Source organism: Kitasatospora sp. NPDC098652 (assembly GCF_044760155.1).
GTDB lineage: Bacteria > Actinomycetota > Actinomycetes > Streptomycetales > Streptomycetaceae > Kitasatospora.
This window is the reverse complement of sequence record NZ_JBIWAQ010000002.1, coordinates 761,428-775,510: the sequence shown is the minus strand read 5'-3', so window position 1 is coordinate 775,510 and position 14,083 is coordinate 761,428. Positions and strand designations below refer to the sequence as shown.

The window sequence follows — 14,083 nt, the reverse complement described above, 5'->3', positions numbered from 1 at the left end:
GTGGGGGGGCAGTGTGGGTCTCCGGTGGTCAGCGTCGGGATCGTACGGTGGTCTCGGCAGGGCGGGCGGCTGGGGAGGGCGGCGGAGCGGGGCTTCGGCTCAGAGCTGCTCCCTTGCGCCGAGCGGCGCCGAGGACCACCGGTCCGGTGCGCTCGGTGGGGGGCGCCGTCGTGGAGCGGAGCCGTTCCTGCACGCGGTCGGCGGGGGCGAGGGCCCGTACGGCCGAGCCGAGCAGCGGACCGGCGGCGATGGAGGCGTCCAGAGCCATCACCCGCACGATGCCGGCCGAGGTGGCCGCCGCTCGCAGCAGCGCGGCGCGAAGGACGCGCTCTGCCCAGTAGTCGGGATCGCCCGGAAAGCCTTCCGCGCACAGGTCGCGGACCTCGGCCACCGTGATCACCCTGGCGGCCAGGGCGCCGCGCCGCTGCACCTCCCACAGCACTGTCAGCTCGTCTACCGGTTCGCGCCGGTGCGCAAGCGCGGCCATGGCGCTGAAGACCGCGCGATGGCCGGCGTCGACGAAGTCCTCGACCGTGAGCCAGGAGGCGGTCCGCGGGATCTGCTCGGTGGAGCTGATCAGGCTGGACAGCAGCATCTGCTCGTCGTGCCGGGCGGCCTCGGCTGCCTTGGCGGCGGCAGGCCGCGTGGGTGGGGTGGGCAGCGGCCGGGGAGAGCGCTGATCGATCGCCCCCCAGGCATCGGCCAGCCGCGCGATCACAGTGTGCAGCGCGTCGGTCAGTTCGACGGCGGCCTCGACCGCCTCGGTCTCCGCGGCATGCAGCAGGCGGTGAGCGTGTTCCTCCAGCGCCCGCCGCACCGCCGTCTCCAGGACCATCCGCCCGTAGGAGGCGGCGTGCGCGGGCCTCGGGCAGGCGGCAACCAGCGTGTGGCCGTAGCTCGCGCTGAACCCGGGGACCTCCCGGGTGGCCGTGGTGATCGCCGTGATGGCCCAATCCGCCTTCGCCTCGGCGTCGGCGTCGGCGTCCGGGGCGGGGGCGAGGGCCGGGTGGCCGGCGGTGTGCTGGGTGAGCAGGATCGCGAAGAAGCTCTCGTGCGCGGGGCGGTAGAAGTGCCGGGGCTCCAGCCACTCCTTCAGCAGGGCGAGTTGGGCCGGGTCGAGCAGGCATGCTCCGAGTACCGCCTGCTCGGCCTCCAGCTGCGGGCTCATGTCCCGGTTGACCGGCGTCACTCGGGTACCGCCTCCTCGCGCGGTCGGTCCGGGGCCAGCAGGGCGCGCAGCTGGTCCAGGTCCTCGACGAGCGCCTCGTCGCGGATCCGGACGCGGCCGGCGCCCACCGACAGGTGCCAGCCCCCGTCGGCCCGGGTGACCGGCAGAAAGCCGAGGGTGTTGTCGCTCATGTCAACTCCGTTGCGCGGAAGGAAGGATGATGGGATTCACAGGGTTCGGCCCGCAGTGCGCGGCGGCGGGTAGTAGCCAGGAGCAACCTCGTGGAGCCGACCAGCGGTACTGCTCCTGGCGCTGGCCGCAGCCGAGCGGCGTGCTCCTGCGGTGCCCGGCGGTACGAACTGCTGGAGGTCCGCGGTGATCTTCTGGCCGATGTCCCGCAGCACCTCGACGTGGCTGTGGAGCCGGGCCCCGGCGTCTGGATGGCCGAGCTCGGAGACGCGGTCCGAGAGGTTGTCGAGGGCCTCCTGGAGCTGCTCAAGAGCACCGAGCCGGTCGGCGACGGCGTCCCGCGCGGCCACCGACGGCTCCGGCAACGGCGCGAGGACCGTGGTGTACGAGGCCACCGCCGCCCGCAGCGCCTGCGCGCGGATGCGGTCGGGTTTCAGCAGATCGGCCTGGTTGGACCGAAGGAGGTTGCCGCCCGCGCCCATGCCGTGCAGGAAGCAAGGGTCGAGCACGTCGTACTCGTCGAAGCCGAACCACGAGGAGTCCAGTTGCCCGCTCTGCGGCGAGACGATCCGGACCCGCACCCCGTTCCACGTGTCGTGGCGGATGGTCTGGGTGAGCTCGGCGGTGACGATCAGGTCGCCGCGGCGGGCCACCTGCTTGGTGCCGGCGACCGTGCCGTCCGACAACGGCGAGATCAGCGTGAGCGCCTGCGCCCGGTCGACCGGGATCTGCCAGGGGTCCAACGGGTAGAAGCTCCTTGCCTGTTGAGGACGGTCCTATCGGTGCAATCGATCGACGGGAGGCCGCCTGGACGGGTGGGGCGTCAGGCGGCGTCGCCTCGGCAGGAGAAGGGGGAGCAGCCGGCATCCGAGCCGTTCTCCAGCTCCTCCTCGTCCAGGTCCAGTCGTAGCTGCTGGGCACGGGCCTCCGCCCGGGTGAGCTTGTCGATCGGCGCCAGGCCGAGCGGCAGTCGGGAGCGGTGCAGATACGCTTGCCCCAGCAGCGGCCGTCCGTCGGCATTCGCCCTGGCATTGCCGGCCCGGATCGCGGCATCGAACTCCACGACGTCTGCCCACTCCTTGGGCGAGTTGTCGCGGATTTCCCGCCACTGGGCATTTCCGTGGAATGGGCAGCCGAGACAGCTGCTCTTGGGAGTGGACCCCCAGCCGTGCTCGGCGAGCAGCTTGAGGCAGTCATCGCGCGACATTCCGAGATCCAGCAGCGGGAAAGTGTGGCGAGTGTACTTGACATCGGAATCCTTGGCCCGATGGAACTCGTCCGTGCTGATGCCTATCCACTGCTCGGCGTACAAGCCGCGGGGAACCCTCACCGGATGCGGGTAGCCGAGTATCTGGCGAACCTGGCGCTTTATTGGCTTGATCTTATATTCGCCCGTACATTGGCGCCGCGTCATTCCTGGACTGCCGTCCTGGTTGAGAATGTACAGCGGCATGGACGCAAATCGGTGCGCTGGGTCTAGCGCGTCCTCGCGGATATTTCCGGAGGAAACCCGAAGGATCGGTATGTTCGCTGGCCGGGCAATCCTGCGCTCGACCTCATCCAGGTGCAGATAGACCTTGGAAGGTTCCCATCCGATGTCGGAGAAAATGGCATAATCGAGCTTCGGGAGTTCGCCCAGCGCTGACAGCAAAAGCAATGTCGTGGATTGCACGCCGGCGCCTAGAGAAAGGATTCGAGTGGCCGCTTCGGTGGTGTAGTTCATGCGGCGCCACCGGCCTTGGCCATTGCGCGCTCGGTGATCAGGGCGGTCTGGCGGGAGGAGGCCGCCCCCACTTCGGCGGCGCCGGACTCCTTATACCAGGGGCGCAAGTTCACCAGCGCTGGCCTCAGGCCGGTAGCAAAGAGGAGAGCGGTTCCCTTTTTCAGGGCGCGGATCTGGTCGGGCGGGAGAATGCGTTCCTGGCGCATGCTGACCGAGGTGGACCGGCCGGATTCCGACGTGGAATGCGATACCGTTTCGACGTCGTGGTCGCCGACCAGGCGCGACAACTTGTCGGCGAAATCGGCGTCGTCGATGCCCGAGCCCACCAGTTTGATGGTGGCGGCGCTCCACATCGCGTCCATGCCCGCCTCGCCCCAGACTTTCTGGCCCTGGCGGTAACTCTGGAGAATGGTGATCGGGATGACGCCGCGCGATCCCAGGTGGGAATAGAGGTCGGGCAAATCTCCGATTTTGCAAACATTTGCGGCCTCGTCCAGAATGGCCAGCAGCGGCGGGTCGAGTCGGCCTCCCGCGCGTTCGGCCTCGATGACGGCCGTGCGCATCACGGAGTCGGCCGCAGCCGCGATCAGCGCGCTCGCGGAGCCACCGCCATCCTTCGAGAGAAGGAAAAGCGAGTCCTTGCGGGTGACGAATTCCCTCGGCTTGAACTCCGGCAGGTCGGGATTCGGCGTGACCCACTTCGAGATCTGAGGGTCCAGAAGGCAAGCGGCATACTGGCGCGCGGTTTCGTAAATGCCGTCACGGGTTTCCACGGCACCGCTCACCGTGCCCTGGAGCTGGTCGGCGATGGCGATCATCCGGTGGTCGCGGAGAATGTCGACCGGGGTGCGGTCGCTCGGCACCGCAAGCCACTTGAGGACGTCGGTGATCGGCCGGCGGTCGCAGCCCGCCGCCAGGAACAAGGCGCAGAGCGTGTTCTGCGCGGCGGTGCTCCAGAAATCGCCCTGCGAGGACTCGTCGACGGCGGCGGCGACGAAATGACCGGCCAACCGCCGTGCGCCCGGCAGGTCCCCCGCGTCGGCGAGGATGTCCCACCACATCAGCTGCGGGGTGTGGGCGATCTGCTGCGGGTCCATGGTCCAGACCCGCCCGACCTCGGAGCGCGCTTCCAGGCACGCCGTGTAGGCATCCCGGGCCGCCTTGTTCGAGGTGAGCAGGACGGGGCCGGGCGCGCGCAGGATCGCGGGGACGGCGATGCTGGTGGTCTTGCCGGAGCGCGGCGCCATGATCGCGACCGCGACGTCCTCCCAATTCGACCGGACTTCAGGGCCGTTGGGAGCGAGGTCGCCGAGCAGGATGCCGGTGTCGTCCGGACTGATCTCGCGCGGCTTGGCCTTGGAGAGGCTGGGGCGCAAGTCGCGAGCCTTGGCGGTGATCTCCGCAGGCAGCAGCGGGGCGAGGTCGCTGCGGCCGGCAAGGCCGGTGGGCTGGCTGCGGTGCTTGGACCACAACAGCAGGCCGGCCGCAGTGAGGGCGAGGGAGATCAGCGCCGGGGCGATTCGGGTGCTGATCAGCAGGAGGAGCGAGCTGAGCTGGGGGAAGAGCCGGTCGGGGTGCAGAGCGGCGTCGACCGGCCGGTACGGGGCCCACGGGGCGGCGGTGGTCGCGGCGGTGGCGGCGCTGCCGCCGACCCAGGCGAGGGAGCCGAAGACGGCAACGGCGATGCCCGCGCCGATGAGCGCGTAGAGAAGTGCATCCGAACCGGGGCTTGCAGAGGGGGATTTGGGGGAGGCGGGCAGGAGTGCGGTCCTTGCAGGGGGTGGTGGTCTGCCGGGCAGGAGGCGCGCAGCGGCAGGGGCCCGGAGCGGGCGGGGGCGGGCGGCGATCACTGCGGGACGGAAGCCCGAGACGTGGGCGATCAGCCCGGTGGCCGGCGGGTGGTCAGCCGGCGGGTACGGCGTGCTCAGCGACGGGCAGCGGGTGCCTTGGCCGGGCAGGTCGTTGGAGCGGTGCCGGTTTCGATGCGGAACCGGCGGACGAGCTGGACCAGCTCGGCCGCATCCGGGCCGGGGCGGGTCACCGTGCCGCTGCGCGGGCGGAGGCGGCGACCGGCGTCGGCGCGGTGCTGGCCGTGGAGGCGCTCGGGCCGCCGGGCGGCGAAGTGCGGGCGCGCGCGGCGAGGGCGCGGGGCACGGCCGGCTGGTCGTTGGGCTCGTCGGGCTGGGCCAGCTCCGCCTGGGCGAGAAGGTAGCCCACCGTGGTGAGCTGGGCGCTGGCGTCGTGCAGCGCAGTGGCCATGGGCGGTCGGGCGGGCAGGAAGTCCGCCTCGGCGAGGGAGTCGAGGCGCTGCGAGGCGGTGTCCAGAAACGCGGTGAGCCGCTCGACCAGTCCGGTCTCGGGGTCCATCACCGCGACGACGGCGGAGCAGAGGTCCTCGACGGTGTCCGCCGTGTGCACCTGTGCGGTGGCCGCCACCAGTCGGGACTGCATCCAGGCCAAGTCCCTTCCACTGAAAGCGATTTCCGTTGGTCGGCGTGAGAGTGGAGGGACGACTCGGGTGGTGTAGCCGGCGTCAGTGAGGAGCTGTTCGGCGAGGCGGATGCGCTGGTTGACGTCGCCGTAGCCGGCATCCTCCGCGGTGAAGATTGCCCCGGGGCCCTCGTTGTAGAAGCCTGCGCGGCTGAGGAGCACCCGGCTGGCGGTGTCGGGGGCCTCGGCCCAGGCGTTGCCGGAGGCCGTGGCGGAGCCATTGCGGTGGGGGAAGCGGACGAAGACGATCTGGCGGGGCGGTTCAGGCAGGGGACTTCCTTCTTGCTGGTCAGCGGCTTGGGTGGCCTTGGTTCGGGTGGCGGGGGTCGCGCATGGCCAACCCGGTCTCAAACGCACGGAACTGGGTCGAGCCCCTCGACGGCGGCAGGGTGCGGATGGTGGCCGCGGTGCGGGTAGCGGTGCTGATCTCAGCGTGAGCGCGGACGACGGGCACGGGGCCGGCGACGGCGGAGGTGAGCATGTTCAGGTACCGCACAGGGGTGGCCGCGGACAGGACCGCCGTCCACTGGTCCAGCCAGTCGGGACCGAAGGCGACGTCGATCTGCCAGGGGCCGACGCCTTCCCCGAAGAGGTGGTCCGGCTTGGGGGTGTGGACGAGCGCCGCCTTGCCGTCGGGGGAGGTGAGGCGGATGCCGTCGAGGACCGCAGCGCCGGAAGCGTCCGGCGCGGTGACCTGGACGATGCCGCCGTCCCCGTCGTCGAACTGCACGGCTGTCAGGTCGGAGGGCGTCCAGCCGGCGTTGATGAGGGGGCGCCAGGCGGCCGTCGAGTGGCCGGGCCACTCGGCGACGATCTCCTCGGGCGCCACGTACCGGTCCGCGGCCAGGGCCTGGACGAGCGCCCCGACGATCTCGGCGGGGGTCTCCCTGGTGAAGGTGGCCTGCCACCTCGGCCGCTTGTCGCCGGGCCTGTCTCGGACACTGATCTTCCACAGGTGGAAGACAGCCTCCTCGCAGAGGATCTCGATCCGGCCGCACGGGCTGGTGGCCGCGACCCTGTTCCTGTGAGGGGCGTTCTCGAACGGCCAGCCGTGTGCGTTTACGACCGGCCGGAGGACGCGGCCGATGTCCCCGGCGCCCGCCAGGTAGCGCGGGTGGACGAGGAACTCGCCCGAGGTGTTGAGCATGGATCTCCGGGTTCAGCGGTGGGGAGGTTCGACGATGCGGGGGTGCGGCGGAGCGGCCGAAGCCGGGGCGAGGTGCACCGAGGCGCCGGTGCCGGCCGCCCGCAGTGCCGGGGACTGCGCGGTGGCGGCCCGGCTGCGGGTGGTCTCGTCCGCGGCTTCGGCGATGGCGTCGGAGGTGGCGGCGGTGCGGAAGGCGGCGGTGGTGATGGCGGTGGCCTGGGTGAGCAGCGGTTCCCACAGCGGCGGGCGGTCGCCGTACTCCTGGGCGACCTGCCGGCCGATCTCGCTGATCGTGCCCGCGAGTTGGTGGGCGGTCCCGGGCGTCAGCGTCAGTCCCTGGAGGACCTCGGCCGCCTCATGGGCCGTCAGGAAGGGGGCGAGATCAATGATCTCGGCGAGGGCACGGCCGGCGCGGGCGATGGCGTCGTTGGCGACGTCGATGGTCCTGGTGGTGCGGGTCTCGGGCAACGAGCGGGAGCCTCTTTCTACGGGCGCCGGCCGGCGCGGGCCGTGGCGGTGGTGACGGGAGGGAGGGCGGGGAGGAAGCCAGAACGCTGGCTGGTGGTGCCGGCCAGCGCCGCGCGCGAGCGTCCGTGGAGGCCAGCGCTGCGGGTCTCCGCGAGGTGGCACACCGCCAGGGCCAGGGACCGGTCGCGGCCGGTGTCCGCCACCGTGCCGTCGGGCCGGGCCAGTGGGGCGACGAGCCGGACCTCGTGCTCGCCGACCCGCAGCAGCGCCCACCGGCAGGAGGCCGGATCGTCCTCAGCGGCAATCCCGGTGGCGGCCAGGATGCGCCGCGCCGTCTGGCGGAAGTGCTGGTCGGCAGGGGCGGCGGCATCGGGATCGGTGCGAAGGGTGCATTGCCACACCAGCCGGGTGCGCAGGGCCGAGGCCGGGTTACCGGCAGCCGACAGGTGCGCGGCTAGCTCCGCCCCGAACGCCTCCAAGTCCGGGGTGGGCAGGTCCTCGACCGGGCGCCAGGCGTCGATCAGGCGGGGGCGGGCGCGGTGGAGGGCGGCGGCTGCGGCGATGGCGGCGAGCAGGTCGGCGGTGGTGGCGTACCGCGAGATCGTCGGTTGCACCTCAGCGTCCGCGACTGGGAGCGGCGGGCGTGCCGGCCACCGTGCCGCTGCGGCCGTTGGTCACAGGCCGTCCGGATCCTCGAAGGCGAGCGTGGTCTCCTCGAGCGTGCGGGACAGTTCCCACAGCTGGTCGAGCGCCTTCTGGCCCAGCATGTATGCCGGGCTGCAGCGGCAGGGGGTAACAGCGATGGCTCCCAGCAGGTTCTTGAGTGCTCCGAAGACGCTGGTGTCGTCCACGGAGTTCAGCTCGCGCAGAATGCGCAGGGCTTGCTTCTCGGAGTAGGTCGTCCGGAGCTGCTCCGTCAGATCCTGCAGGTGGCCGGCGGCAAGGGTGACGTCGGAGTTGGTCAAATGGTGCTCCAGTTCAAGGTGTTCGGGATGCGCCGGGCCTGATGTGCGGGTCGGGTCGGGGCGGGCCTTGTGCCGGTGGCGACGGGGTCGACTGCGGTGGGCTCGCAGGTCGGGTCGCTCACGGCTCTCGCGTTCAGTTCGGGTTCTCGTTGACGCGGTCGGCGCTGGTGGCGGCGGCGGCCAGTTCGGGCAGGTCGGCCGGCGCGCTCTCGCGCTGATCGATCCACCAGGACGCCTTGTCCAGCGTGCGCAGCTGCTGCTCGACGGCCAGCCAATCGCCCTCGGCGAGCACTCCCTCGACCACCAGGGCCTCGTAGGCGGCGGTCACCAGCTGGTGTCGGCAGCGCTCACCCCACGCGATGGCACGCTCGGGGCCTTCCAGCGGGGGCATCTCGAAACGGCCGGCCCACTCGGCGGCGGCCTGCGCCTCCTCGGCGCGGCGGGCGGCGATCCACGCTTCGCGCTCGGCGGTGTCCTCCTTGCGCTCCGCCAGCCAGCAGTCGCGGCAGGAGCGGGTGGCCAGCCAGCGGGCGTAGCCAGCGCGCTTGTCGGCGGGACGAGCGGACAGGTCGTGGTCGACCTTGTGCCCGCAGTCGTGCTCGACGGACCAGTTCTTCTTGACGGACAGGGTAATGCTCCTTCAGTCAGCGGGAGTTGGTGTGCCCGGCGGCCCACGCAATCCGCGGGTCGACGACCTGCGCGGACGCGGCAGTGGAGGCTGCACCGGTGGCGTGCAGAGCAGCGGTGGAGCGAACCCGGCCGCTGGTGGCGAGGGCGGCGCGGGCGCGGGCGCTGCCCGGTCCACTCGTGCGGGCAGCCGGCGCGGCGGGAGCGGCGGCGACGGCGGCGAGGTCCTTGCCGGCCCCGGCGAGAATGGTGGTGGCCTCGCCGATCACCGCCTCGACGCGGGCCAGGTCGACGCCGCCGGGGTTGGCGCGCACCTGCTCCTCGATGACGCGCAGGCGGGAGGCGATCTCGGCGGTCAGCAGCGCGCGGTCATGCAGCAGGGCGTCGGCGCCCTGCTCGTCGCGGCTCGGCCCGGCCGGCGGGTGGACGACGGTGCCGAACGGGTCCGTCTGCGGGACCGGTGGGATGGGGCCGAGGTCGGGGGCCTTGAACAGGCGGGTGGCGAACGGGTCCTCGGCGTTCGCGAGGTGGCCCGGCGCGGGGACGGGCGAGGGCGGGGTGCGGTCCATCACCTCGATCAGCCGGGTGGCGAACGGGTCAGTGCTCTCGTACGGCCCGCCCAGCGGTTCGAACGCGAGGTCGGAGGCGACCCGCAGGCCCTGGCCGCGCAGCGTGGAGATGGCGGTGGCGGTCCGCTTGGTGCCTTCGAACTCGGGCTCGTCCAGGACGTAGAGGCTGGGGTGCTCGCGGGTGCGCGTGAAGCCGGCCTCGGCGAGGGCGAACGCGACCTGCTGGTTGCCGTGCGGGTTGGTGGCGACGATGCCCAGGCGCGGGTGGCGGCCGATGTGCACGTCGTGCGTGCGCGGGGCGCTGGCCTGGACGACGGCACCGGGGCCGGCGGCGCGGGCGGCCGGGCTGTCGGGGCCGGGCCGGGTCGCCTCGTTATAGTCGAACGCCGGGTCCGCGCTGACCTTGACTCCGCCGCGACGCAGCGCGGCGACGGTCTGCCGTGCGTGCAGGAAGACGTTCTGCTCGGTCGCCGGGTCGAGGGCGTGGCGCCCGTCGTCCAGCTGGCGGAACCCGGCGCGGGCGAGCAGCGTGTGGGCGGTCGGCGAGGCATCGGGGCCGACATCGGCGACGACGCCGTACTGCGGGTCACGGGTGATGGAGACGTGCTCGGGGGTGATGCGCTGCTCCTCGGGGCAGAGGTGGACGCGGTCAGCGGCGGGCGGCCGGTGCCGGCGAAGTGGGGACCGGCACCGCGGGGCGGGCCTGATCGGAAGTGGTGGGGGCGCCGTGCGCGGTAGTGGTGCGGGCGGCGGCGACGCGCGTCGCCGAGGGCGAGAGGGCGACGCTGGCCGTCTCGACGCCGGGGATCGACGGCCTGATGCTGACCGGGACGCCCAGCTCTCCCAGCACGGCCACCAGTTGGGTGGCGGTCTGGGTCTGCCGTACGGGGTCCGGATCTGCTAGCGAGTAGCGCTCCGGGGCGTCCTCCAGACCGAGCCGGAATCCGGCCTCGGCCAGCGCCGCCAGCACAGCCGGATCGCGGCTGGCGGTGGCTGCGGTGATCCCGGCGCCGGCAAGGCGCCGGAAGACGACCCCGGGCTGCGGCGCCGTGGTCGGGTTCTGGCGGGGCACGCAGTTCTCCAGGGGGTCAGCGGGAGGCCACTCGGCCGAGCGCGGGCCCGGGTGGCAGGGGCGGTGCGGAGCCGGCGGTGGTCATCCTCAGGCGGCGCGACGGCCGGGCGGCCTCGGCCCGTGCGGCAGCAGGCCGGGTGGTGTCCCGCAGCATCGTCACCCGGAACTCGCGGCGGGCCTCGGTCGCTGCGAAGGAGGCGATGTAGTCGGTGACGTAGAGCTCGCCGCGGCCGGGTTCGTAGTTCAGCCACACGTACGAGTGCTCGTCGTCCTTCGGGGTGGCGGTCAGCCACCAGTGCCGGTCCTCGAAGGCGTACATCGCCTCCACGACCAGGGCGCCGGAGACCACCTCCTCGGCGACGGCTCGCTCGCGCGGGCCGAGGCGGTCAGCGGTCAGCGCATCGGACATGAGCGTGCGGGCCTTGGCAGCAGCAGCGTCGGCGTCCGGGAACGGACCGCCGTACTGGAGCCACCGGTAGTGCTCGACCAGGTCGGCGTTGCGCTGGGAGGGCTGATGCCAGTTCGCGACCGGGACGCGCGCCTTGACCAGTTGGTCGATCGCGCCGGCGGCGTTGCGGATCTGGTCGTCCCGGCCGACGCTCGGGCGCTGACACCAGCCGTCCAACTCATCGGCCCGGTACCAGAATCCGGACTGGTAGAGGATTTCTCCGGCGGCCCGGGGCAGCGGACCGGTGCGCACGGCGAACTCGCCGCGGTCGAAGTCCCAGCCGAAACGCACCGAGCCGGCAGCGCCAGCTGCCATCGGCATTGACATCGCAGGACTCCCGATCAGCGGCGGCGGGCCGCGCCCTGCACGACCACGACGGGCACCGGAGCGGCAGCGGGTGCCGAGGCGGCCTGGTCCGCCTGCTGCTTCGCCTCTCCCTCGCGTTCCTGGAGCAGCCGCACGAGGTCGGCCTCCAGCACGTCGCGCTCCTCGGCCGCCACCTCCAGGCGCTCCAGCTGCGCGTCCAGCGCGTCGAGGACGCCGTCGTCGACGATGCGCTGGGCGGCGGCGATGTTGATCAGCCGAACCCGCTGGAAGGACACCGCGGTCTCGGCCGCGACCAGTGCGCGGTGCGTCTCGATCACGCGGCAGGTCGACGCGTCGGCCCGCGCCTCGTTGGCGACCAGAGAGGTGATGGTCTGGCCGAGGGCGGCCTCCAGGCGGGCGTCCTGGCGGGTGAGGGTCATGGTCGGCATGAGTCTCCAAGAAGTAGTCAGAGCAGTTGAGTTGGAAGTGCCGGTGCGGTCAGAACGGGGGCGGGCCGATACCCGGAGCAGCGGAAGGAGAGGAGACGGCAAGGTGCGGCGGCGCCGGCGGGAGTGGGCCGGGGCGGCCGAGCAACACCGGGGACGTCCGGCGGGCAGCGGCACGCCGGACGCCGGGCTCGGGCGGGTCGACCGCGTACCCCAAGGAGGACCACGCCTCGCGGGCGGATGCCAGGCTGGGGTGACGAGCGGCTCCGTAGTGCCGGCTGCCCGGCTCGGTGTAGAACAGCGCCGCCTCCCCAGCGCCCGGGTACTCGACGAGCAGCTCAAGCTCACCCTCGATGCCCCGATGCTGGGCGTGGAGCACCAGGTGGCCGTTGTCGATGTCGTCGCTGACCAGGTGCACCCAGACGGTGCGGCCCAGAGTCCGCGGCTCCGCGGTGACCGCCGCTCGCAAGCGCGGTGGCACTTCCTCGACCCGTCGGCGCTGCTCGTCCGGGCTGTACACCCGGGTGAAGCCGTAGCCGGCGACCGTGACCAGCCTCTCGGCCTCCAGGATCTGCCGCCGCGCGTTGCTGCGGTCGGTGTCGCGGCGGATGCGGTGCAGTAGCAGGGCGTCGTCGCGCACGAGTCCGGCCTGCTCGAGCCAGTACGCGCTGCGCCGGTCGGGCGGGTCGGCGACGACGGTATCCGGCTCGGGCAGGTGGGCGATGGTGATGTGCATGATGACGGCTCCTGAACGGTCAACTGCGCTGGGGGAAGGGCGAGAAGAGGCGGATCGAGTGGCCCTCTCTCGCCGGTCGGTGGCGGCGGACCTCGGCCTGTTTTCCGGAGTTCCGGCCCCGGCGCTGCCGGCTCGTGCGACGATGGCCTCGGGGTCGCCCCCGTTCGGGCCTGAGTCGTCACCCGAGCGCGGTGTTCGCGGTCACCCCGGTGGCGATCAGGCCGCCGTCCGGCTCTCGTGCATCCGGGCGTCGGTGTCGAAGAGGCTCAACTCGGCCCGGTGGAGCAGGTGCTGAACAACGAAGCTCCGCCCGGCCACCCGCCACAGCCCGCGGCCCTTGCCCAGCTGGGCGATGGCGGCGGTCTCCACGCCGCTGAGGCCGAGCAGGCCGGCGGTAGCGGCCAGCTGGTCGGCTTCCTGCCGGTAGATCACGCGGGTCGCGCAGTCGGTCAGCAGGCCCTCGGCCAGAGCTCGTGTCCGCGAGCCGGCGTCGCCGGCGCTGAGCAGGTCGCTCAAGCGGTGGATGATCAGCATGTTGGCGATGCCCAACCCGCGGCTCAGCTTCCACTGCGCCTGCATGCGCTGGAGCAGGGCTTCGTGCCGCATGACGCGCCACGCCTCGTCGTAAACGACCCACCTGCGACCGCCATTGGGATCGCTGAGTGCGGCCTCCATCCATGCCGACGCACACGTCATCGCCAGCACCAGCGCCGTGTCGTCGCCGGTGGATCCGAGACGGGACAGGTCGATCGTCAGCATCGGGCTGCGCGGATCGAAGATTGCGGTCGACGGAGCGTCGAACATCCCGGCGAGGTCACCGTTGATCAGGCGGCGCAGCGCGTGGGCGAGGTCCTGGGCGGCGGCGCCGACCCGGCGGGTGGGGTCGCCGAGCGCCGCGTCCAGGACGGCGGGCTGCCCGAGGACAGCGGCGACGTCGCCCAGCAGCGGAACCTGGCCGGTCAGGTCGGTGCGGGTGACGACCGCGTCCAGGGCGACGTCGAGCGCGGTGTACTCCATCGGCGCGAGATCGCGCTTGAGCACGGTGCGCGCCAGCGAGCCGAGCAGCAGCAGCCTTCGCTTGCGGACCTCGCCCGCCCAGTCGGCCGGATCCACTCCCGCCGGAGGGGGCGGGGCGTCCAAGGGGTTGAGCTTCCCCGGCAACCCTGGACCCAACGCGATGGTGGTGCCGCCGACCGCCTCCGAGACCGGCGTCCACTCACCCTTCGGGTCGCACGGCACATACACGCGGTAGCCAAATGCCGTGCTGCGCAGGGCAATTGACTTGGCCAGTGCCGACTTCCCCTGCCCAATGACGCCGGCGATCAGCGTGTTCGGGTTGGTAAAATTTTCAACTTTTCCGTATAGGGCGAACGGATCGAAGACGAACGAGGCTTCGGCGTGGACATCCCTGCCGATCAGGACGCCCGAGGAGCCGAGGCCGCCCTCGGCCAGGAACGGGTACGCGGCGCTGGCGGTGGCGGTGGTCATGCGGTGCGCGGGCAGCTTGAGCTTGCTACCGCGTAGGGAGGCCGGGCCGGGGCGGCCGGCGGCGGGGTAGGTGGGGAGGAGTTCGGCGTTCTCCTCGCGGCGGTTCTTCGGACGCTGGGGTTGGCCGGCCTTGCGGGCGGTGCGGCGGGCGGTGGCGAGGTCGCGCTTGGCCTGGCGGCGGGTGGCGCGGTCTGAGCGGGTCGGGGTGAACAGGGGGGTGGCACTGGCGGAGCGCAGGAAC

17 protein-coding genes are annotated in these 14,083 nt (G+C 72.1%); all 17 read right to left on the bottom strand.

All coding sequences use genetic code 11. The annotated features are described in order from the left end of the window. Window positions 1–28 precede the first annotated feature (28 nt). The 17 genes from ACIQWA_RS07380 to ACIQWA_RS07300 all read right to left on the bottom strand — a co-directional run bounded on the left by ACIQWA_RS07380 (window position 29) and on the right by ACIQWA_RS07300 (window position 14,079). The gene (locus tag ACIQWA_RS07380) at window positions 29–1,189 is read right to left on the bottom strand and encodes a DnaB-like helicase N-terminal domain-containing protein (RefSeq protein ID WP_402479321.1); all 1,161 of its coding nucleotides are present in this window, start codon (window positions 1,187–1,189) and stop codon (window positions 29–31) included. Further along, window positions 1,186–1,359 (bottom strand): hypothetical protein, encoded by a 174-nt coding sequence (locus ACIQWA_RS07375; RefSeq protein WP_402479318.1) that lies wholly within the window; start codon window positions 1,357–1,359, stop codon window positions 1,186–1,188. The genes ACIQWA_RS07380 and ACIQWA_RS07375 overlap by 4 nt, the downstream gene beginning before the upstream one ends. 36 nt (window positions 1,360–1,395) lie before the next feature. After that, window positions 1,396–2,100: a hypothetical protein gene (locus tag ACIQWA_RS07370; protein ID WP_402479315.1), complete on the bottom strand. Its 705-nt coding sequence runs from the start codon at window positions 2,098–2,100 to the stop codon at window positions 1,396–1,398. A gap of 80 nt (window positions 2,101–2,180) precedes the next feature. Continuing rightward, window positions 2,181–3,014 carry a hypothetical protein gene (locus tag ACIQWA_RS07365; protein WP_402479717.1) on the bottom strand — a complete coding sequence of 278 codons (834 nt, stop codon included), beginning with the start codon at window positions 3,012–3,014 and terminating at the stop codon, window positions 2,181–2,183. Between the two features lie 62 nt (window positions 3,015–3,076). After that, on the bottom strand, window positions 3,077–4,840 hold the full coding sequence (locus ACIQWA_RS07360; protein ID WP_402479714.1) for a type IV secretory system conjugative DNA transfer family protein: 1,764 nt from the start codon (window positions 4,838–4,840) through the stop codon (window positions 3,077–3,079). Window positions 4,841–5,117: 277 nt separating this feature from the next. Beyond that, on the bottom strand, window positions 5,118–5,531 hold the full coding sequence (locus tag ACIQWA_RS07355) for a hypothetical protein (protein WP_402479312.1): 414 nt from the start codon (window positions 5,529–5,531) through the stop codon (window positions 5,118–5,120). 328 nt (window positions 5,532–5,859) lie between these two features. Further along, window positions 5,860–6,717: a DUF317 domain-containing protein gene (locus ACIQWA_RS07350; protein WP_402479311.1), complete on the bottom strand. Its 858-nt coding sequence runs from the start codon at window positions 6,715–6,717 to the stop codon at window positions 5,860–5,862. Window positions 6,718–6,729: 12 nt separating this feature from the next. Beyond that, on the bottom strand, window positions 6,730–7,185 hold the full coding sequence (locus ACIQWA_RS07345; protein ID WP_402479308.1) for a hypothetical protein: 456 nt from the start codon (window positions 7,183–7,185) through the stop codon (window positions 6,730–6,732). 17 nt (window positions 7,186–7,202) lie between these two features. Further along, a complete protein-coding gene (locus ACIQWA_RS07340; protein WP_402479306.1) occupies window positions 7,203–7,799 on the bottom strand; it encodes a hypothetical protein in 597 nt (198 codons plus the stop codon). Between the two features lie 60 nt (window positions 7,800–7,859). Next, window positions 7,860–8,150: a hypothetical protein gene (locus ACIQWA_RS07335; protein WP_402479304.1), complete on the bottom strand. Its 291-nt coding sequence runs from the start codon at window positions 8,148–8,150 to the stop codon at window positions 7,860–7,862. A 133-nt stretch (window positions 8,151–8,283) separates the two neighbouring features. Continuing rightward, a complete protein-coding gene (locus ACIQWA_RS07330; protein WP_402479301.1) occupies window positions 8,284–8,541 on the bottom strand; it encodes a hypothetical protein in 258 nt (85 codons plus the stop codon). A 253-nt stretch (window positions 8,542–8,794) separates the two neighbouring features. Then, window positions 8,795–9,628, bottom strand: coding sequence for a hypothetical protein (locus ACIQWA_RS07325; protein ID WP_402479299.1), 834 nt, complete (start codon window positions 9,626–9,628; stop codon window positions 8,795–8,797). Between the two features lie 367 nt (window positions 9,629–9,995). Next, the gene (locus tag ACIQWA_RS07320; protein WP_402479297.1) at window positions 9,996–10,418 is read right to left on the bottom strand and encodes a hypothetical protein; all 423 of its coding nucleotides are present in this window, start codon (window positions 10,416–10,418) and stop codon (window positions 9,996–9,998) included. 16 nt (window positions 10,419–10,434) lie between these two features. Then, a complete protein-coding gene (locus ACIQWA_RS07315) occupies window positions 10,435–11,181 on the bottom strand; it encodes a hypothetical protein (RefSeq protein ID WP_402479294.1) in 747 nt (248 codons plus the stop codon). Window positions 11,182–11,207: 26 nt separating this feature from the next. Then, window positions 11,208–11,621: a hypothetical protein gene (locus ACIQWA_RS07310; protein ID WP_402479292.1), complete on the bottom strand. Its 414-nt coding sequence runs from the start codon at window positions 11,619–11,621 to the stop codon at window positions 11,208–11,210. 49 nt (window positions 11,622–11,670) lie between these two features. Beyond that, window positions 11,671–12,354 (bottom strand): hypothetical protein, encoded by a 684-nt coding sequence (locus ACIQWA_RS07305; RefSeq protein WP_402479290.1) that lies wholly within the window; start codon window positions 12,352–12,354, stop codon window positions 11,671–11,673. Between the two features lie 216 nt (window positions 12,355–12,570). Continuing rightward, window positions 12,571–14,079 (bottom strand): VirB4 family type IV secretion system protein, encoded by a 1,509-nt coding sequence (locus ACIQWA_RS07300; RefSeq protein ID WP_402479712.1) that lies wholly within the window; start codon window positions 14,077–14,079, stop codon window positions 12,571–12,573. Window positions 14,080–14,083: the final 4 nt, after the last annotated feature.

What these genes read in the sequence shown, in the direction of transcription:
- ACIQWA_RS07355 (WP_402479312.1), bottom strand. Translation starts at nt 5,531, where the DNA reads ATGCAGTCCCGACTGGTGGCGGCCACCGCACAGGTGCACACGGCGGAC.
- ACIQWA_RS07375 (WP_402479318.1), bottom strand. Translation starts at nt 1,359, where the DNA reads ATGAGCGACAACACCCTCGGCTTTCTGCCGGTCACCCGGGCCGACGGG.
- ACIQWA_RS07350 (WP_402479311.1), bottom strand. Translation starts at nt 6,717, where the DNA reads ATGCTCAACACCTCGGGCGAGTTCCTCGTCCACCCGCGCTACCTGGCG.
- ACIQWA_RS07305 (WP_402479290.1), bottom strand. Translation starts at nt 12,354, where the DNA reads ATGCACATCACCATCGCCCACCTGCCCGAGCCGGATACCGTCGTCGCC.
- ACIQWA_RS07330 (WP_402479301.1), bottom strand. Translation starts at nt 8,541, where the DNA reads ATGCCCCCGCTGGAAGGCCCCGAGCGTGCCATCGCGTGGGGTGAGCGC.
- ACIQWA_RS07315 (WP_402479294.1), bottom strand. Translation starts at nt 11,181, where the DNA reads ATGGCAGCTGGCGCTGCCGGCTCGGTGCGTTTCGGCTGGGACTTCGAC.
- ACIQWA_RS07310 (WP_402479292.1), bottom strand. Translation starts at nt 11,621, where the DNA reads ATGCCGACCATGACCCTCACCCGCCAGGACGCCCGCCTGGAGGCCGCC.